Source organism: Pseudalkalibacillus hwajinpoensis (assembly GCF_039851965.1).
Taxonomy (GTDB): domain Bacteria; phylum Bacillota; class Bacilli; order Bacillales; family Guptibacillaceae; genus Guptibacillus; species Guptibacillus hwajinpoensis_E.
On sequence record NZ_CP156674.1, the window covers coordinates 3,089,753 to 3,109,184 of the forward strand.

Below are 19,432 nucleotides of genomic sequence, written 5' to 3' on the forward strand. Positions count from 1 at the left end.
CGGCTAAAGTTAAACTAGAGTGAAGAACAAAAAATGATAATTGGAGGCTAATTATGACTTCAAAAGTAAGTTTTGACTATTCAAAAGCATTGTCGTTTATTGGCGAGCATGAAGTAACATACATGGCAGACGCAGTAAAAGCTGCACACGAGGCATTACATAATCAAACAGGAGCAGGCAGCGATTTTCTCGGCTGGCTAACGCTTCCGCATGACTATGACAAAGAAGAATTCTCACGCATTCAGAAATCTGCTGAGAAAATCAAGTCAGATTCTGACGTTCTTCTTGTTGTAGGTATTGGTGGATCTTATTTAGGAGCTCGAGCAGCGATTGAAATGCTGAACCACTCCTTCTACAACGTATTAACGAAAGAAGAGCGCAAAACACCACAGGTCTTCTTCGTCGGGAATAACATTAGTTCCACTTACGTGAAAGATCTTTTCAGCGTACTTGAAGGAAAAGACGTTTCTGTTAATGTGATTTCGAAATCAGGTACAACTACTGAGCCTGCGATCGCATTCCGTATCTTCAGAAAGTTCCTTGAAGAAAAATACGGTGTTGAAGAAGCAAGAAGACGCATCTATGCAACAACAGACAAATCAAAAGGTGCACTGAAAACACTTGCAGACGAAGAAGGATACGAAAGCTTCGTGATTCCTGATGATGTTGGTGGACGTTATTCCGTTCTTACAGCCGTTGGACTTCTTCCTATCGCAGCGAGCGGAATTTCAATTGAAGAGATGATGAAGGGTGCTCAGGATGCTCAAGACGATTTAAACACATCTGACCTTGCTTCAAACCAGGCATATCAGTATGCAGCTGTTCGTAATGCTCTATACAATAAAGGTAAGAACATCGAGCTTCTTGTGAACTATGAGCCATCACTTCACTATTTCTCTGAATGGTGGAAGCAGCTCTTCGGTGAAAGTGAAGGAAAAGACAATAAAGGGCTATTCCCTGCTGCTGTTGACTTCTCAACAGATCTTCACTCAATGGGTCAATACGTCCAAGACGGACGTCGCAGCCTGTTTGAAACCGTATTGAACGTTGAGAAAGCACGTCATGAAATCACGATTGAAGAAGACGACAAGAATCTCGACAAGCTAAACTACCTTGCTGGCGAAACAATGGACTTTGTAAACCAGAAAGCGTTCGAAGGAACAATGCTTGCCCATACAGACGGTGATGTTCCAAACTTGATCGTTAACATTCCAGAAATGACACCATACCACTTCGGTTACCTTGCTTTCTTCTTTGAAAAAGCATGTGCGGTATCAGGTTACCTCCTTGGTGTGAATCCATTCGATCAGCCTGGTGTTGAAGCTTACAAGACGAACATGTTCGCGCTTCTAGGTAAACCAGGATTCGAAAAAGAAAAAGCTGAGCTTGAGGATCGCCTTAAATCTCACGAATAGAAGTTCAAAGAGAGTGCTGCGGCACTCTCTTTTCTATTTAAAGATAAGAAAGTATAAAATTCAGTGAAGTCTAGCTCCAGCGCCTACCCGCTCGAGGTCTTAAGCCAAGCCTCATTGTGGCTCGTCTTAAGCTTGACGCGGGTGAACAAGGCGCTTACGCTTTTCTTATCATGAAATCTCCCTGATTGGACACGATAAGCGTAGAACTACGTAAACAGGGAGGAAGCACCTATGATTCCAATGGACTCTGTGCTCAAAGGTAAAACGATCGAACTAAGCATTATGGAAGACAAGCTCCGTCAATTAGGATACAGCTATGGCGGCGGTTGGGAATATGACCACGGTTATTTTGACTATAAAATTGACGACGAAGATGGATACCTCTTTCTTAGGGTGCCAATTAAAGCCGTGAAAAAAGAGCTTGATGCGGATGGCGCAATCGTTAAAATCGGTCAGCCGTTCTTGCTCTCTCATATGTATCAGTCGGGTGTTGATCCAGAAGGTAATATCGGCAATATTTCAGCGTCATTTAATCAGTTCCAGGAACCTACAAATAAGGATGCCGAAATCGATGAAAAGTGGTTGAAGTTCGGTGAACGCCATGTGAAACATCTTGACGCAGCGCTCACTCCTTATGTGTGAATCACAAGCAATCGATCATCTGATTGAATCGTAAACGATGGGGATGGATTCATCACGAGGTCATTCCCTCTTTTTACACCAATCATCAGAATGTCTTTTTCGTTCAGTCGCTGTGCTACATCACAAAAAGAAACCTCACTAAACGTTTCTGCACTCATAAAATCCAGCTGATTTGGCTTTAAATGTGTCAGCATTTCTAGAAGCGTCGTTGAAAGCCCATGCGAGAAAACACTATTGGTCATCACCGTACTGAGTAGATGAGCACTCTCTATAATCTCATCTGCACCTGCACGTTTAGCGTTCACAATTTGTTCAGGGGAGAGGATCTCCACAATTGTGTAGACGGAAGGATTAATTCCTTTTATCGTTAAAAGCGTCAGAATCGATTGCATATCCACTTCAATCTCACTTTTATATTGATCAGCAGTAATCAGAACTGTCTGAGCGTCTCTGACATTCGCACTTCTTAATGTACTGTCCTCACCTGGGCTTCCTTTGATAAAATGGATCCCTTCTTTTTGAAGGGGATTCTCAGTAAGCGAGTTGTCGATTAGCACAACAGACCGTTCCGGTTGATTGGAAAGGAGAGCCTTAATGGTATGTCTGCTTCTAGAATTCCAGCCTACGACAACCACATGATTACTACGATCATACCGACGCTCGCCCCGGCCGAGTGCCCCTTGTGTCATAACAAAGGTGGAAGCGAGCCTTGCCATATAAAAAGTCATAAAACCAGCACCGAACATAATATAGACCATTGCCAGCGCTTTTCCTGCCGTTGTCTCAGGGGATACATCCCCATAGCCGATTGTAGAAGCCGTCACTATCGCAAACCAGATTCCTTCAAAAACGCTTGGAAACACTTTTGGCTCAACCGTATGCATCACAAACCCCATTGCGATAAGGATCAGTACAATTAATACGCCAAGTTGTAATACTGGTGGGTAGCGCGATATATAATAAACTACGTCCCGTAATCTCAAAACAAACCGCTCCTTTCTCCATTCCCATTATGCCCACGAATGATTGGAAAAAACCACCACGTGTGTGATCAAAGACAGCAGGGTATAGAAAGGATATGACTGTTTAAAAAGGGTGAAGAAACATGAGAGCACTATCATCATTCCTCGTATCGCTCGTACGCCTGATCTTCGGCATCATCGAAGCGATTCTCGGAATTCGTATATTGCTGAAACTATTCAGCGCAAACTCTGCTGCGCCATTCGTGCAATGGATCTACGACACATCAGCACCACTACTATATCCGTTTCGAAACATCTTCCCAACAACTGAATTCAGCGGTGGATTTGTCGTCGAATTCTCGGCGGTCTTTGCACTGATTGTGTATAGTATTATTGGGTCATTGATTGTAAGGTTTGTGGCGATGGGGTTAGGTTCAGGTAAGGAGAGAAGATAGGAAGAGGAGAGACGCTGGGGACAGCGTTTCTTACTTTTGTGTGTCTAGCTTCAATAACCAGGCCCACGAGACACTTCACCAATCAATCGGAATACAAAGACAGTGTTCAGTTTAGATGGTTCCAGCGCTTTTAGGATCTAAACGGTCACTTCCGTATTTCTTGTAAAAAATAGTTGCCGTTCACATAATTGCTGTGATAAAATAAATCTTGTCGACAGGAAATCGCTGTCATTATACGGGGCATTAGCTCAGCTGGGAGAGCGCTACACTGGCAGTGTAGAGGTCAGCGGTTCGAGCCCGCTATGCTCCATCTTAAAAACCCTTGTGTATCAAGGGTTTTTCTTGTGTGTGCAATTTTGTATACACACCACAATTATTAGGTTGTTGACGATTTGTTGACCAAATTTTTATTTGGAGCATATTTATCAAATTGACTTGCAGTTTGCGTAGCTCTTTTTTTAGAAATATGTCCATAGATATCTGAAGTGATTTTCGAACTTGAATGACGAGCACGTTTCTGAATGGCTGGTAAATTCACGTTGTCTTCTTCCATTAAAAGAGCGACCATGCTATGGCGTAAGTCATGAAGACGAATTTTTTTCAATTTGTATTTCTCAACTATTCGACTCCATTTTGTTGTAGGCGTTGTAAAATAGAGAGGACTTCCTAATCCTTTATGAAAAAGATACTGGTGATCGTTCCCTTCCCAATATTCAGCTGCACTTTCTTTTTCATTTAGCCACTCAACTTTATACTCTTTCAATAAATCCATGTACCACTCAGGCATAACGACTGATGCTTTAGATGATTTCGTTTTGGGATCCTTTATAATAGGTTGACCGTTTTCGCTACCTACAATGTTATTTATAATTTCTATTTCATTAGTATCAAATAAGATGTTAGACCACTCAAGAGCTGTTAATTCTCCTCGTCTAAATCCGCCAAATAAAGCTCCTAAAAAATACACACGCCACATCAGTGATTCCTGGTTCAAAGCTTCAAATACTTCTCCAAGATCTTCACTAGTGTAATACCTCATTTCTCTTTGTTTGACTGCTGGCTTTTTAATGCCAGTCATCGGATTATCTTTAATAATACGCCACTCGTATGCTCTGTTAAATACATTACAAAGCGCATCATAAAATTTCCGAATAGAATCAGATGAGAGTTTACCTGGACGTCCGTCTTTTCTTTCATTCTCGCCGGTTGCTTTATCATCTAAAAACCGTATGATTTGAATTGTTTTAATATCTCCAATTCTTTTAGCTCCAAACACAGGGAGGATGTGACTACGTAGAGAGCTCATATAGTTTTTAACAACAGTGGGGGATAATTCTTTAATTGCATAACGCTTGTACCATTCCTGAACGAAGTCACTAAACAAGTTTTTGTTAGGAGCAATATATTCACCCGCCTCAATTTCAATCTGGAATTTTGCCAGCTCCTGTTGTAAGAAATTTTCTAATTTGCGTTTCGTTTTTAATAAAGGTGGATCAGTGACCCGTATTGTCTTGGTACGTTTTTTACGCTTACCTTTAGCATCATATCCTGCTTCTACCACCAACAGAAAAGAATTCTCTCCCCGTCTTTGGTAACTTCCCATATTAAATACCTCCCATTAAAATTTTAATAATAGAAATGAGTAATATGATCGGTACTATGTGTTGGTTTAATATTTTATTAAACTGTGCAAAACGCTTTTTAATTAGCTCAAAATCCTTTAGGTCTAGTTCCTAAAGGTGAAAGATTCCTTGACGATTCATCAAATTGTGATTCATTGCTATCTTTTTTTAGCTTATGTTACGATTAAAAATTTCAATTTTCTAAAACAGTTGTTGTATTATGAGGGACTTTGTTACTTTTAACATTCTTTATATCATTATACGAACGAAAGTTCTTGGTATCAATTAAGATTAAATTAAACTCAAAAAGTTGCGAAAATAAAGCTTTAAAAAGAAAAGTAACGCACGATAGAAGCTTAGAAAGGAAGGAGGATTAAAGTCTAAACATATAATTTCTAATTTATTCCAATGAAAAGCGGATTCTTGGAAGAGTAATTGTAATATTTAATCCATAAAAGGGCGCAAATTGTTGAGGAAGATATTTTAGATCATAGAGGTGAGGATTGGACTTATCGCTCTCTTTTTAAAAAACAGTTATTCCAATAATTTTCAGTATTTTGCGACTCTTGTTGATATTTAATGGTACTATGATAATAGGTAATTTTACCAAATAATTGGTTGGTTGGTAGGTGAAATATATGAGTCAACACTCAGCAGATGCTTCGCTTTTAGGTTATTATTTTCAAGGTATGTACGCCTTGGTAAAGTTATTAGATGCAAATGATTACGATAGAATTAGTATAGAGACTTTTGATGATGTTTATCTTGATGGGGATGTTAAAACATTATATCAATTAAAACATAGTCTTAATAGTGGTGGGAATTTAAATGAAAAAAATGATGGCTTATGGAAGACGATAAGAATTTGGGCAAAGATGGTGGAGAAAGAAGAAGTAGACGAAGCCACTTTTTTTATATTTGTAACTCCACTTCTAATCGATGAAAATTGTTCACTTACTGAACTGTCTAAAAATGATTCTAATAGGAGTCGAGTGGTTGATGATCTTCTAATGGAAGCCAAACGTGTTGCTGGTAAGAGGAAAATAGCAAAAAGTAAACAAGAAGCCTTACCTTATAAAACAAGATGGCCTGGTTGTGAGGCTTATTTATCTTTGTGCCCGGAACAAAGAGTCGATTTGGTTAATAAAATTACTATACACCCAAATAATTTTAATATAAAAGATATCCATAATGAAGTAACATTGAAAATTAAAAATACGGTACCATTAGGAATTCGGCCAAAGTTAGTTGAACGACTAATTGAATGGTGGGATAGACGGGTAGTATTAGGGTTGTTAAACGAGGCATCAAGGGACATTAGTAAACATGAATTAATACAGTACATAGTAACACTAGTTAACGAATTATCTGAAGAAAATTTAACAGATGATTATGGAGACCGAAACGAGGAAGCTGATATATTAGGTGAACTTGGTGGGAATATGGAAGCTCAGATAGATCTAGTAAATGGAGGGAAGTCAAGAAAAAAAAGAGCGGCGGTGGCTAGATGGCAAGCAAGAAATCAAAGAGAAAGATGGCTGGATGATGATTTAATTAATGGAATAGAATTAAAAAAATTAGATAAAAGGTTAATTAATGTTTGGGATGATTATTTTCAAACAATGAAATATGATTTAGAGGATGAGGACGAAAATGTACTTGCTGAAAATGGACGTTCACTTTTAGATTGGTCCCATAGAAAGGCTTTTCAGGAAGTTATTCCAGTTCGAGAAGGATGGAGACAGCCTTATCTAGTACAGGGATCGTACCAGCAACTTGCAGAAGATTTAGTAGTTGGCTGGCATCCAGAATTTGATGAAATTCTTAAAAAAAATTCATCTAATCAGGAGGGAGAAAAATGATTTCGGCAGATACTTATACGTCAACAAATCCTGTCCTTTGTTCATTAGTATTATGGTCTTTTCTTAATGGATTTGAAAAAGTGAAGAAAGATGGATGTGAACTTCCAATATTATTTCTACCCTTGCCTTTAATATTATCAAAAAGTATAAGGAATAATTTTTCAGGGAGTAATACTACAACTGGTTTACTTACATGGATAGCACGAAACCCTTCAGTTTTGATTAATGTAGGTCAAAGAATAGAAGTAACCCAAGATATTACTAAAGAAGCAATTTTATTCGGGGTTCCTAATAAAATTTTTTCTTTTAATGATGAAGGGCTCATCTTCTCTAATAAAAGCGGAATTAAAGTTAGTAAGGTATATTCAGTGGATCATGTTGAAGAAGGAAATGAAATGCTACTAACAGCAAGAAGGTTAGGTGGTTGGTGTGGCCAATTAGAATCTACAAAAACAATATTTAATGTACTAGGAGTGTCACTATGAAACGATGGAATATTAAAAAATTACTATTATATAGTCATAACGAACAGATGAAAGAATTAGAGTTTAATCTCGAGGATGTTACGATTATTACAGGGGGCTCACGAACTGGAAAGTCTGCTATACCTGAGATTATTGATTATGTATTGGGAGCTGGGGAATGTCATATCCCTTCTTTTGCAAGGGCATGCTTGAGTTGGGTAGGGATATTATGGGTGAAAGATGATACTGAATTCTCTTTATATAGGAGGATACCCAATATTGGAAAGAAATCTAGCCAAGATATATACTTTGAAATTGGGAAAAATGTTAGAATTCCAGCTAAATCATCATTACTCAGTAAAAAAACCAATCTTGAAGGTGGATTATCACAGTTTGAAAGATTATTAGGGATAGGTGATGCAAGAACAGAATCTTTTGGGAAGAAGTTTGAGTCCAAAAGAATATCGGTTAGAAATACAATGCCTTATCTTTTACAAGATGATGATGTAATCATTAGTAAAAATACATTACTACGAGGTGCTAATGATGAACGGAAGCAGAGCATTATTGAATCATTACCATATTTTCTGGGAATTGTAGATGAAGATACTTTAGGCAAAGAACTGGAGTTTAAGAAGATCACTAAACAAATTTCTAGAATTGAAAAGAAGGTTAATACAAATAAAACTATCATCTATGGTGAACCTAATAAAGCTTTGAGTTTAATTCAAGAGGCAATACAATTAGGTTTGATAGACAATGATGACGATTTAGAAAAGTGTAGTAATGATGAACTTTTTACTAAATTAACAAAGGTATCCAATTGGGATATAACAGATCAAAATAAAGTTAATGAAGATCAACTTCCTCATTTATATGAAAAATTAGCTAATGAGCAAATTAAAGCTATTGAAATAAAGAATCAGTTGAGAAAGGCTAAACAACAAATTTTAACGGTTGATGAATTTGATGGAACAGTAAATAGGCAAAAAAGAAAATTAGAGGTTGTTAACCTCTTTAAAAATCCACACGACCCTAGTACATGTCCACTTTGCAGCAATGAGTTAACGTCTCCTTCAAAGCCAGTGAGTACGATAAAAAATCTAATGACAAAAGTTCAAGACGATTTGAAAAGTATAGAGAAAGATAGACCAAGATTGGATAGTCATATTAACAAATTAAGAACAGAACTAGAGATTAAAGAATTTGAAATTGAGAATACCAAAGATGAAATAGCAACTTTAGTTAATGAAAATGAACAAATTGAAAATAATTTAGATATCTTCCAAAGAAGGTTTAGAACTATCGGTCGCATAAGTCTATATTTAGAAAGTAAAGATGCACTTAATTCTGATAAACAGCTTAAAGACCAGAATATCCTAGAGGAACTATATTATAGGTTGGAGGAATTAAAGGAAGAGATTAATTTTGAGAGTAAAGTTAATAAATTGGAAAACGCAGAGCGTAGAATCTCTTCTATTGCAACTAATATAATATCAAATTTGCCATTTGAGGAACGTTATAAGGATTGTCCAGTTTATATAAATTTAAAAAACCTTGATGTTGGTGTTTCCTTACCAACACACAGTGAAAGTATGCGTGATGTTGGTTCAGATGAAAACTATTTAAGTTTACATGTATCATTAATGTTGGCTTTGCACAGACACTTTGCAAATTTGGAAAGACCAGTTCCAGGAGTTTTACTATTTGACCAACTTAGTAGACCATATTTTCCACCTGATGAAGAACCGAATGAAGTGGAAATAGATGATGAGGTGAACGAAGATAGCGAAAGAAGTTCACTCATTAAATATTTTGAAGCATTATTTAATGAAGTAGATAGAAATGAGTCTCTACAAATTATTATTATTGAACATGCTTTTTTTAAGAATCATGATCGATACAAAAAGTCTGTTAAATATAGATGGAAAAAAAACGAATCTGGCCTTATTCCTAAAGATTGGCCAGAAAAAATCAAATAAAGATGGTCAAAACTTTGATCACATAATATTAAAAAATATCAAGCAATCATTAAAGATATTGTGATTAGTACTATGGGTTCTGAATCTAAACTGCAAGAAGAAATTCTACTTAATGTTTGACACGTGAACTAAAACGGTAAGACCTCTAACAAATAGTAGCAGTTATGGAATAAGTCCAATAATAATAAAAGCGACACCTAAATCCATTATTAAGGGATTTGTGATTAATGAGCCAACGAATCCCTTTATCATCAGAGTGAAAATTGGAGCGAGGTTATGCTTTATGTGTAAAAATTTTTTAATGAACTCAAATAAGACAACTAGAAACAAACTTTAATGTAGAGAAGGTTTGCGATCGAACAGTTACTTACCACCCTGATTATAATGTAAGTGCTATTAAGAAGAATCTTGAAGGAAAAGGAACTTATCAAATTTTTCGGAAATTGAATTTGATATGACAATTATCGGTTTGGTTAAGCTATTCAATACAAATGGAATGGCATGAGAAGAGATATTTCAACAAGAACTTCGCTCTAAGAGTGAGGTCTCTTATGTTGTAGAAAACATATATATAGTAAAATAATTCACCAGTAACTACTAAAAACCTTGATAGAGGTCATATCCTGGTTTTTAGTAACTTTACTTCACATCCAATTCTTTTGAGAAGGATGAAACAGAAAATTATTAAGTTCATAAGAAGAAAAAAATGGGAATTAAGACGGCGTCCAGAATAGATAAAACTAGATTATCTAATGCTTATTATCTATACCTTTAGCAACCATCTTAAACCAAGTTTACCTTTTGTACTACTTGAGCTATTTAAACTTGTTTCAGCCAATTCACCTAACATCTCAGTCAAGGCGTGTTCAAACTCTAAGGTATTATCGTCTGTTCCAGTGAAGGCGTGTACAAGTTCATGCAAAAAGGTTCCGGAAAAGGACTGCAAATCTTTTAATTGACTACGTTTAATAATAATCCGCTGGTTAGAAGGTTCCCATAAGCCTAGGGCATCACCACCAGTATGATCGTCTGGTCTCATTTTTTCAGAAACCTTTATACTTTTAATTATTCTGCTTTTCTTAGGAAACCAGTTCATAATAATATCCTTAGTATCGAATACTGCCCTCTCTTTTTTAGTTAAATTTTTAACATCAATGAACTCGAACTCAAATTTTTCATTCCATTCTTCAGCATAGGTATTTAAATTTCTAAAATTGTTACCTTTAAGATCATGATTGCTTTCTAACTTACTTGCTAATAAATCGGGAACAGTTATAATTTTTTCTCCATCGTTTTTAGCATAACTTAAAAACTTACCACCATCCATCAGATCCACTGCCCTCACAAATATTACTTGTTCCTGGCTGCTTAAAATTCTACAAGCGTGTAGTTGGACATCGATCCAATCTAATTCATCATGAGCATTCCCAGTTTGGATCTTTTCCAAATCATTAACTAGCTTTCTTGCAAACTCCGGACTCGAGCAATCCATTAAAATAGATTTCACTCTATCTGTGTAAGCTGTTCTTCCTACATTCGTTCGCTCTCTATTCAAAGACTGTAGCAATTTCTTAGTAGTAGAAGTGATATTATATGAAAACAATAGATTCTCTTCTTCTGCAACACATAGTCCATTTACATAAATTCTTGAACGGTTCTTTTTATTTTCTATTAGTGATCCATATTTTGTGCTTTCGATTGTACGTTCTCCTGAATAAACTATAAAGAAATCTTTTGCTTTTTCTATCTCTTCATCTAACAAACCGGTAAAGATAAATTCGGTTCCAATCATATCAGGATATGTAGGACTGTTTACGATAGCATGTAATGTGACTACATCGTCGAAATCCCCTTTAGGTGCTTTTTCGATTGTAATATCGCTGAATTTCGATTGGATAAGGACTCCAATTTTTCTCCTATCGAAAGTGGCCATAGCATCTTTTAAACCAACTCCAAACTTACCAATAACTTTATTAGGATTTTTAACTTTTTCAACATTTTCATTTTGAGTTAAATGTTCATATCTTAATCCTCTTCCTTGGTCCTTTATGTGCCAATTTCCATCCTTGTTCTTGAAAATAACAGGTTCTTCGTTACCAGTTAGACTTGCCTCATCCAATGCGTTTGCTATTATCTCTCTTAATGCGTGAGGAACAGTCCAATGTTCCAATACTTTTTCAATATTCAAATCAAATTTTTTCATGTATATAAACCTCCACTATTTTTATTTTGAGAAACCTGATATTAGTTTTATAATCTTCCTTTTTTAAACTCTAGGATTAAAAGTAGGGGTACTAACGTTTGTCATTTCATTCCACATAGAGTTTTTTCAGTAAACTATCTTACTAGAATTCCTGAATATTAACGAATCATTTAACTGTCTCAACTAATTAATATTCAATGGTAACCACTACATAATTTTTAGTTTTCGATAAAATTGTTTTTAACCCTTTTTTTAACTACGTTTATTTGGAATTTATTGCTAGAATGAAAATGGGGAAAATTTTAGAGGGGGTTCAAATGAAAAAGAGGAAGGCTTTTTATATCAATGTTTTAGTGGTAATTATTGTTGTCTTAGTCGGGTGTTCTGTTAATGCAGGGGTAACGGATAGGAAAAAAGCAGAGACACTCTTGGCGGAAGGAGATCTTGAAGGATCTTTTAAATTTTATGAGGCAGCGTACGAAGAGTCAGAAAAGGAACAAGATAGATATAGTACAAATATTGTAGGGAAGTTAATCGAGGTAAGTGGGTTATTAGATGCCCAAAAAACAGAAGCAGCTACATACGGGCTTGAAACAGCAGAAAATATGCTATCGGACCAATATGAAAATAGTGAATTCAAAAAACAAATGAAGGTTTTGCAATCTCGCCTCACAGAAATAACTAGGGACGTTGTCCTTTATAACACTAGACTAGTACGTGCTAGATCCCTAGCCGAATTACATTTATATGATAGTGCATTCGACCTTTTAGCTAAAACCGAGGAAGAATTAGAAGGGGGAACTATCATTTCTGAAGGTTTTAATAAGTTAAAGGTTGAATTGTTGGAAGAAAAGCTTGCGTATCAAAACCATAGAGATTAGCAACGAAAAGAATGGGAAGAAGAAAAGAAATTAGAAAATGAGCGTAGGGTTGCAGAAAAAGAAGCAAGGAAGGCAGAAGAAGATAAAGTTGCTGAGGAAATAAGGCAAGAACAGAATAGGGTGGCAGAGCAGGAAAAGAAAAAGGAACAAAAAAAGCAGAAATCATCTGATGATGTAGATGAAGAGAGTTTAGAAATGACAGAATCAAACTCCGAAAACACTGATACTGATGCAAACTATCCACCAGTTTCATTAACAAGAGAAGAGGCAGTTCAAATGGTGAAAGTGTATGCTTCGGTACCTGACCATCCAAACGTTCACATTGATTACAGTTATGATAATGATAATGGAGATTGGGTTTATCAGGTATATGAAGTTGTAATCGATGATCCTGAGACAAAAGAAGGTCATACTGCAACCTGGGGCTGGTTTGCTGTAGATCCTGAACAAGGGTATGTTTATGACAATTTTAATTACTAGAAGTTGTTCACAATAGCTTATGTTTTAAATATATTTTGATTTTAGAGACAATCAAATTCTTTGCAAATTCCACCTTTTTTTGAGGGCAAAAGAAGATATTTGTATTATTATTAAACATATGAGAGCGAGGATTTGAAAAATTCAGTTAGTGAGGTGAATAACTTGGTGGTAAATGTAAAAGTATTCGGGAGTTTCACGAAAAAAGGTAATCATACTTACCGAAAAACTGCTTATATTCAATGGGGAGAGTCTGAAAAAACTTTAGGGGCATGTTTACTACTTAATCCTGGTTCCGCCAAGCTAGACCAAGATTTATTAACAACTCTTGAAATGAAAGGAGCTGCGAAGGGTTTCATTAAAAATGTAGATCCTACAATGCGGCAACTGATCACTATTGTGGAGAGTATTTATAGTAAAGGTGATATTAATGGGCGCCTTTATATCTATAATTTATTTAATTTGCAACATACGCGAGCAATTGATGCGATCGAATTGTTTGAGAGTCAAGTCCAATCTGGTGAATACGACATTAAAGGTTCTTTAATTTCTAAAAGTGAATTACAAAAGCATCCATGGTTACTTCTTGGATGGGGTCTTAAACCAAAAAATAAATGGACAAACCTTCAAGTCATTAGGGATGATTGGATAAAGTTAATAAACGAATCTGGAATTCCTATCTTTGGCAAAAAACATGAAAGTAGCAAAAACTATTATCATGTATGTCCACAAAAACAAAGCGATAGACAAATTATAGTTAATCAGATAGTAGAGAATTATAATTCAATTAGAGCTGAAAAATTGAAAAAAGGCAGTAGGTACCTTATTGAAAAATACGTTAATAAACACGAGGATTGCCTTAATAAAAGTATTTTTATGAGTTCCCCGTCTTTACTTTCTTTTTCAGATAAAAGTCAAGATATTCAATGGAAGTCTCCACTATTAGAAAATGGGTATAGGGAATATAGTAACGAGATATTTGATCTTGATAAAAGTTGGGAATCAAATAAAAGCAAAATAGAGATGTATTGGCCCAAAAAAGGTCCTCAGTGGGATGGTGTCGCAACTGTTCAAGGTAAAAATGGGGAAAAAGGGTTGATATTAGTTGAAGCTAAGGCACATCTTCACGAGATGAGGTCAACCATAAAAGCTAAAGATAATAGAAGCATAGAATTAATTCATAGAACAATTGGCAATGTCAAAGAAGCTGTTGGATCTCAGGCAGTTTTAGATACTTGGTTAAATCGTTACTACCAGTTATCAAATCGTCTAGCCTATTTGTATATATTAAACATAAAGTTTAATATCCCAACCTGGCTAATCCTTGTTAACTTTGTTGATGATAGAAGTTATAAGTCAACATCTGTTTGTGAATGGCTTGATCATTATCAAAATGTTTTTACAGAGATGGATATTAATTTTTCATCATCCAGTTTATTTACCCATTTGGTCAATATTTATCCAATTTCACCAGATTAAAATTGCATATTATAATTTATTTCTTAAAGGTACTTACTCGAACAACAAACTAAGTTTTATGTGACTGTCCTGCTGCGAGGACCACAGGATCTGTATACTTATTTGAACCATTAACAGAGAGTAAATAGACCCGCCAGTATTTTTCTGAAATACTGGCGGGTCTATTTTATTCATAAGAAAAAAGTTTACATATTTCCTTCTTTTTCGTTTTCCTTAGCTTGTTGAACTAAATAATTAAAATAATTTACTAATTCCCGAATTTGTTCAGGTTTTAGTGCTTCCCACTTTTTGATGTCAAAGAAGCTCATAGCATTCAAATTGTGTTTGTTCAGAAGATCCAAGATTTCATCTACAGGACTTTCTTGGATAGTACCATACTGAGGTTTTATTTCTCCTAAATACAAATCCGCTTTATTCCCTAGCAGGTCATCTATCGTTGTATTAAAATAATTAGCCATTTTTATTAGGAGTTGAATATCTGGCTCAACATGATCGTTTTCATAGTGAGAATATCTAGCCCTGGATATTCCAAGAGCATCAGCAACTTCATTTTGAGTCTTTGATCCTCTCAATACTTTTAAACGTTTACTTAACAAGGTTTTCACACCCCTTCTATCGTTAGTATAGATAAAAAAGTTATCATTATCTATTTTTGATAAAAAAATTATCAAAAATCGTTGACGATAAGTTTTTTATCGTGTAAGGTTTAGTTAAGTTAGATAAATTATTTATCAGTAGGGAGGGACTAAATACAAACAACAAGATTATATATTGAAAACGTATGAAGAAGCTTGCTTAAACCCAGAGACAAGAGCATATTCTCTAGTAATTACTATTATAATAACTCACTACCAATCCTGATCGAGAATTTATTTATGGCACAAATTTTAGTTGATGCTAATGGAATAAGTCTATTGATTGGATTTTTTTTCTCAAAAAAGATAAAAAATTTATCAAAACTAAATTAGGAGAGGATTTTAATGGAAAGAAGAACTTTAACTGTAAATGAAGCTGCTGATTATTTAGGTGTATGCAATGACACGATCTATACAATGGTTAGAACTGAAGAAATTCCGCATTTTCGAATTAGAAGAAGAATTTTTTTCTCCAAAGAGACGATAGATATTTGGGTTCGAGAACAAGAGATGAATCATCAGGTGATTTGACTTTAATTTAACATCACGAAGTTTGAAAGGATGTAAAAGATGCAGGGCTGGATAAAACTTCATCGTAAAATCCTTCATAGTGAATTATTTCAGAATGAAAAGTTATTAAAGATTTTTATATACTGTTTAACGAAATCAAGTCATAAAAGAACTGAATGTAGAGTAGGTAGGCAAAAAGTTCAGTTGGAACCTGGGCAGTTTGTTTTCGGAAGGAAAAAAGCTTCTTCTGAGTTAAATATGAAAGAATCAACAGTTCGAGATTATCTCAAGGTGTTGCAGGAAGATAATGTGATTACTATTAACTCCACCAACAAATTTAGTGTTATAACCGTTAATAATTGGGGAGTTTATCAATCTCATGTCGAAGGAACCGACAACAAAACACCAGCAATCGAACAACAAAACGACAGCACTTCACCTTCAGAAAATCAACAAAAAGCCACATACAATAATGATCTAGAACTTAAAGAACTAAAGAATAATAAAGAATCAATAGATACAAATACTTCTGAGCATTCAAATAGAGAAGCCATTCGCTTTTATGAAAAGAATTTCGGGCAAGTACCACCTCACATTCATAAGGAAATAGTATTTTATATAACTGATAGTGGGGAAGAAATGGTTATAGAAGCTATGAAGAGGTCTTTGTATCGGAATAAACCCAATTGGGGTTATGTGAAAAGTATTCTCCAATCATGGAAAAACAAAGGAGTTGGCACATTGGAGGAGGCAAAGATCGAAGAACCTCAGCATAGTCATAACCAATTTAGAGGTCCATCTTCTAGAAGGCGTTCAAAAAGTTCTTCGCCAGAATGGTTAAAACAAAAAGAATCTCAGTCCACGCAGTCAGCGAATAAACCACTTAGGCTTGAAGATGTTGCCACTATGATCAAGTTAAGGATCAAGTACAAAAAAGAGCCAGATGAAATCATCCAGGCAAATTGTTTCGGATATAACTTATCTAAAGACGATATTAGGGACATCCGAGAGGACCTAAAGACTGCTGAGGAAATTCTACGATCAAAGACCAAATTAAAAGTAGTTGGTGATTCTTGAGTTTAGAATTCAATTCCAAAAAAGGAGCTTGTGCTATGAGGAAATCTAATCGAAATCATCTTGCTTTTTATGATATCTCGTCTCGGGCAGCTTATGTTAAAACTTTTGAAGGAAAAAAGTACAATGTACGCGGTTTATGGGTGATTGATCAGGAGGGAGTAGCTGAAAAACTGTCAGCGATTTATTATCGTATTCGAACTGTAAAAGACACTGGATTTAAGACGATTGCGAAACGTAAAAACCCGAATTGTGAACTAAAATCTGTTAATTAGCACTTTTTAATAACCAATTGTACTTTGACAATTTTATATCTATGCAAGGAAAGGAATTGGTCACAGCACTTCCCTTGCAGTTGACGACCGTTCGGTGCGTGTGACGTAAAACGCATCTAGTGACCAGATAAGCGTTGTATTGATGATGTTGTACTTCTTGAGGGTGAGGCAAGAACCTATGAAGCTTTCAATTAGTATTGCTAGATACATAAAGTTCTTCGTTTAAGCTAAAAACGATGTGCATTGCAGAGCATTTTTGCAGTCTGCATAGGGTTGATTGTTTCTAGCCAAAAACAATCGTTACTATTAAATGATTAGTAGCTTAATCTATTGGGTAATTATGGTTCTTTGTATGGGTAGGTGTTAAAATTGCTTTATATCCTACTCTGGAAGGGAATGATCTGATGAAGAGACGTTGGATAGGCAGCTTCTTTTTTGCGATGATCGCCATCATTCTTGTTAGTTGTGGTGAGCAAGGAGCCACGGGTCAAGTTGAGTCTTTATCACCAGATGAAATGAAAGAGACAATTGCTAATAATGACGATGTCTATGTTCTAGTCACCGATTCATCAGAGGAACAAGAAAGGCAAGAATATATTGATCTAGTTGAAGAGAATATTGAGAACGACACTGTTTATGAAATTAATGCTCAAAATTCTGAGATACTTGAAAACGAAATGCAACTAAGCGAAATTGGTCTTGAAGGTACACAGCTATTTCAATCCCTAAGTTACTATAAAAATGGAGAATTACAAAAACGTATTTCTCTACGAACTCAAAAGTATGAATCGCTTGATGATAGAAAGAAGGCCGTATCTCAATTCATTAATGAATCGTCCTAATTGGAGTGATCTTTTATAGATCGCTTCTTTTTTTATGCTTACATCTAGTAACAGGAGGTGATGAACATGGGAGCAACAAATCGTGAGCTTAAACAATCGAAAGAGCTTGTTCAAACGCTTCTTACGATACAGGACCTATCCTATAACGATTGGTTACATGATAAACATCAGGAATACATTCAAGAAAATCAACAGGTTGTTATGAAATCTCTTATCCATTACCAAAAATTAAATGATTAAAGGAGTGTTAGTTATGAATATGTTTACAGACTTGGTTCTATTAGATGCAATAAGTAATTTGAAAACTACGGGTGCAGCTATTCTTACTGCCATGCAACTACTCGGTATTGTATCTGCAGCTATCGCTTTTGGTATTGGCGCCTATCACTTGATATGGGGAGGCGTTCGAGGACGACAAAGTTCAATCGTGTGGTTCATCGGTGGTGCAGCTGGGCTAGTTGTTTTAATGGGAGCTACTGCAATTGCAGAATACATTGATAGCCAGGTGGTTTTTTAAAGGGAGTGAAAAAAATGAAAGTGTTTTTTACCTCGAAAATAGATGGAGAGATTTCTAGTTTTCAGTCTTACTCATTTCAAGAGGCCGTAGAGAAAACAGCTACTTTAGATAAAAAATGGAAAAAGAAAAATTCAGAACCAGTTCCTCTAGATTTTATGATTTCAAACGACAAAGGGGATAAGTTGTATTCCGGTACTTATGTATTGGGTTCTGACGATACAACGAATATTTATCACCATATCTGTCTGAAGCTCATGCAGCTACCGATGGAGAATGAACAACAAGAAACTGAGCGTGATATTTTACTTCAAAATTTAAATGCCAATACTCCTGCTTCCTATCAAATGGATCTAACTGAGTTAGCAAAACAGAATACAGTTAAAAAGAACGGCTGGAAGCAATTAAGTAAACGCATGAAGATTTTTACTTGTACTCTCGCAAGTCTGTTAGTTGTAGCTATGATGTCATCAATTGTATTAGCTGCTATTGCAAACAGTAAAAATAACGCACTTGAAGAAGCAAATGGAGAAGTTGCTGAAGTGAAAGCAATAAAAGATATCTATGAAATGGGTATCACTGGAGACATGAATGATGCAATTACTAAGTTGCAGGCGAATGAAAAGCATAGTGACTCTGAACAAGAAGTTCTGATTCATTTTCTTTTGTCGGTCAAAAACTATAAAGGAGCCGTCAATGAGACAGGAAAAGAAAACGTGTCAATACTAGCTAGTCAGATTATGCAACTCCATGGAATCGAGGAGCTGAAAAGCTTTCAAGAATCCTATCCTAGTTCAGCAGGAGAATTTGAGATAGCTTATCATTCGGAAGACTACCAAAAGGCCATTGCGATAAAAGATGTTCCAATGACGTCAGAACGGTATAAAGAAAAAGGAGTGGCATACTTGAATCTTGATAAATTAGATGAAGCTAAGAAAATGGCCAGTGAAGCAAAAAGTGATGTATTGAATAAGAAAATCACAACTTATGAAGACCTCGATCAGCAACTAACGCAGCTTAACAGCCAATTAGAGGAAGAAGAAAATTCAAAGGATAAAGACGAGGAGAAAATTAAATCAATAAAGGAGCAAAGAAACGCGATCATAGAAGAGCAAAATAATATCTAAGGAGCGATGAT

20 protein-coding genes and 1 tRNA gene are annotated in these 19,432 nt (G+C 35.6%); 17 read left to right on the forward strand and 4 right to left on the reverse strand.

The window, feature by feature from the left end:
* Positions 1–53: 53 nt before the first annotated feature.
* Positions 54–1,415 (forward strand): glucose-6-phosphate isomerase, encoded by a 1,362-nt coding sequence (locus ABFG93_RS16025; protein ID WP_347549017.1) that lies wholly within the window; start codon positions 54–56, stop codon positions 1,413–1,415.
* A gap of 231 nt (positions 1,416–1,646) precedes the next feature.
* Entirely contained in the window at positions 1,647–2,057 is a 411-nt protein-coding gene (locus tag ABFG93_RS16030; protein ID WP_347549018.1) for a YugN-like family protein, read from the forward strand.
* Here ABFG93_RS16030 and ABFG93_RS16035 read toward each other — a convergent pair.
* Complete coding sequence (locus ABFG93_RS16035) at positions 2,048–3,040, reverse strand: potassium channel family protein (protein WP_347549019.1); 993 nt, start codon at positions 3,038–3,040, stop codon at positions 2,048–2,050. The two genes, ABFG93_RS16030 and ABFG93_RS16035, sit on opposite strands and share 10 nt — an antisense overlap.
* 122 nt (positions 3,041–3,162) lie before the next feature.
* Between ABFG93_RS16035 and ABFG93_RS16040 the strand changes: the two genes are divergently transcribed.
* Positions 3,163–3,474 (forward strand): YggT family protein, encoded by a 312-nt coding sequence (locus tag ABFG93_RS16040; RefSeq protein WP_347549020.1) that lies wholly within the window; start codon positions 3,163–3,165, stop codon positions 3,472–3,474.
* A gap of 237 nt (positions 3,475–3,711) precedes the next feature.
* Positions 3,712–3,784: transfer RNA gene (locus ABFG93_RS16045), tRNA-Ala, on the forward strand.
* A gap of 66 nt (positions 3,785–3,850) precedes the next feature.
* Here ABFG93_RS16045 and ABFG93_RS16050 read toward each other — a convergent pair.
* The gene (locus ABFG93_RS16050; protein ID WP_347549021.1) at positions 3,851–5,077 is read right to left on the reverse strand and encodes a tyrosine-type recombinase/integrase; all 1,227 of its coding nucleotides are present in this window, start codon (positions 5,075–5,077) and stop codon (positions 3,851–3,853) included.
* A gap of 657 nt (positions 5,078–5,734) precedes the next feature.
* Here ABFG93_RS16050 and ABFG93_RS16055 point away from each other — a divergent pair.
* Genes ABFG93_RS16055 through ABFG93_RS16065 form a run of 3 tightly spaced genes read left to right on the forward strand, consistent with a single transcriptional unit; the run spans position 5,735 to position 9,404 of the window.
* Complete coding sequence (locus tag ABFG93_RS16055; RefSeq protein ID WP_347549022.1) at positions 5,735–6,958, forward strand: ABC-three component system protein; 1,224 nt, start codon at positions 5,735–5,737, stop codon at positions 6,956–6,958.
* Positions 6,955–7,443: a three component ABC system middle component gene (locus ABFG93_RS16060; protein ID WP_347549023.1), complete on the forward strand. Its 489-nt coding sequence runs from the start codon at positions 6,955–6,957 to the stop codon at positions 7,441–7,443. Before ABFG93_RS16055 ends, ABFG93_RS16060 begins: the two co-directional genes overlap by 4 nt.
* The gene (locus ABFG93_RS16065) at positions 7,440–9,404 is read left to right on the forward strand and encodes a DUF3732 domain-containing protein (RefSeq protein WP_347549024.1); all 1,965 of its coding nucleotides are present in this window, start codon (positions 7,440–7,442) and stop codon (positions 9,402–9,404) included. Before ABFG93_RS16060 ends, ABFG93_RS16065 begins: the two co-directional genes overlap by 4 nt.
* A gap of 763 nt (positions 9,405–10,167) precedes the next feature.
* On the opposite strand, the gene ABFG93_RS16070 is transcribed toward ABFG93_RS16065, so the two are convergent.
* The gene (locus ABFG93_RS16070) at positions 10,168–11,607 is read right to left on the reverse strand and encodes an ATP-binding protein (RefSeq protein WP_347549025.1); all 1,440 of its coding nucleotides are present in this window, start codon (positions 11,605–11,607) and stop codon (positions 10,168–10,170) included.
* A gap of 317 nt (positions 11,608–11,924) precedes the next feature.
* Between ABFG93_RS16070 and ABFG93_RS16075 the strand changes: the two genes are divergently transcribed.
* The 3 genes from ABFG93_RS16075 (at position 11,925) to ABFG93_RS16085 (ending at position 14,444) form a co-directional block, all read left to right on the forward strand.
* Complete coding sequence (locus ABFG93_RS16075) at positions 11,925–12,488, forward strand: hypothetical protein (protein ID WP_347549026.1); 564 nt, start codon at positions 11,925–11,927, stop codon at positions 12,486–12,488.
* Between the two features lie 120 nt (positions 12,489–12,608).
* Positions 12,609–12,968 carry a hypothetical protein gene (locus ABFG93_RS16080; RefSeq protein WP_347549027.1) on the forward strand — a complete coding sequence of 120 codons (360 nt, stop codon included), beginning with the start codon at positions 12,609–12,611 and terminating at the stop codon, positions 12,966–12,968.
* A 165-nt stretch (positions 12,969–13,133) separates the two neighbouring features.
* Entirely contained in the window at positions 13,134–14,444 is a 1,311-nt protein-coding gene (locus ABFG93_RS16085) for a hypothetical protein (protein WP_347549028.1), read from the forward strand.
* A gap of 185 nt (positions 14,445–14,629) precedes the next feature.
* Here ABFG93_RS16085 and ABFG93_RS16090 read toward each other — a convergent pair whose 3' ends face one another.
* A complete protein-coding gene (locus ABFG93_RS16090; RefSeq protein WP_347549029.1) occupies positions 14,630–15,040 on the reverse strand; it encodes a helix-turn-helix domain-containing protein in 411 nt (136 codons plus the stop codon).
* A gap of 384 nt (positions 15,041–15,424) precedes the next feature.
* On the opposite strand from ABFG93_RS16090, the gene ABFG93_RS16095 reads away from it, so the two are divergent.
* From ABFG93_RS16095 to ABFG93_RS16125, 7 genes are all read left to right on the forward strand, one after another.
* Positions 15,425–15,610 carry a helix-turn-helix domain-containing protein gene (locus ABFG93_RS16095; RefSeq protein ID WP_098444748.1) on the forward strand — a complete coding sequence of 62 codons (186 nt, stop codon included), beginning with the start codon at positions 15,425–15,427 and terminating at the stop codon, positions 15,608–15,610.
* A gap of 39 nt (positions 15,611–15,649) precedes the next feature.
* Positions 15,650–16,666: a DnaD domain-containing protein gene (locus tag ABFG93_RS16100; protein ID WP_347549030.1), complete on the forward strand. Its 1,017-nt coding sequence runs from the start codon at positions 15,650–15,652 to the stop codon at positions 16,664–16,666.
* A gap of 35 nt (positions 16,667–16,701) precedes the next feature.
* Complete coding sequence (locus ABFG93_RS16105) at positions 16,702–16,938, forward strand: hypothetical protein (protein ID WP_347549031.1); 237 nt, start codon at positions 16,702–16,704, stop codon at positions 16,936–16,938.
* 404 nt (positions 16,939–17,342) lie between these two features.
* Positions 17,343–17,780, forward strand: coding sequence for a hypothetical protein (locus tag ABFG93_RS16110; protein WP_347549032.1), 438 nt, complete (start codon positions 17,343–17,345; stop codon positions 17,778–17,780).
* A gap of 66 nt (positions 17,781–17,846) precedes the next feature.
* Positions 17,847–18,020 (forward strand): hypothetical protein, encoded by a 174-nt coding sequence (locus ABFG93_RS16115; RefSeq protein ID WP_347549033.1) that lies wholly within the window; start codon positions 17,847–17,849, stop codon positions 18,018–18,020.
* Between the two features lie 13 nt (positions 18,021–18,033).
* Positions 18,034–18,297: a hypothetical protein gene (locus ABFG93_RS16120; protein ID WP_347549034.1), complete on the forward strand. Its 264-nt coding sequence runs from the start codon at positions 18,034–18,036 to the stop codon at positions 18,295–18,297.
* 14 nt (positions 18,298–18,311) lie between these two features.
* On the forward strand, positions 18,312–19,421 hold the full coding sequence (locus tag ABFG93_RS16125) for a hypothetical protein (RefSeq protein ID WP_347552871.1): 1,110 nt from the start codon (positions 18,312–18,314) through the stop codon (positions 19,419–19,421).
* Positions 19,422–19,432: the final 11 nt, after the last annotated feature.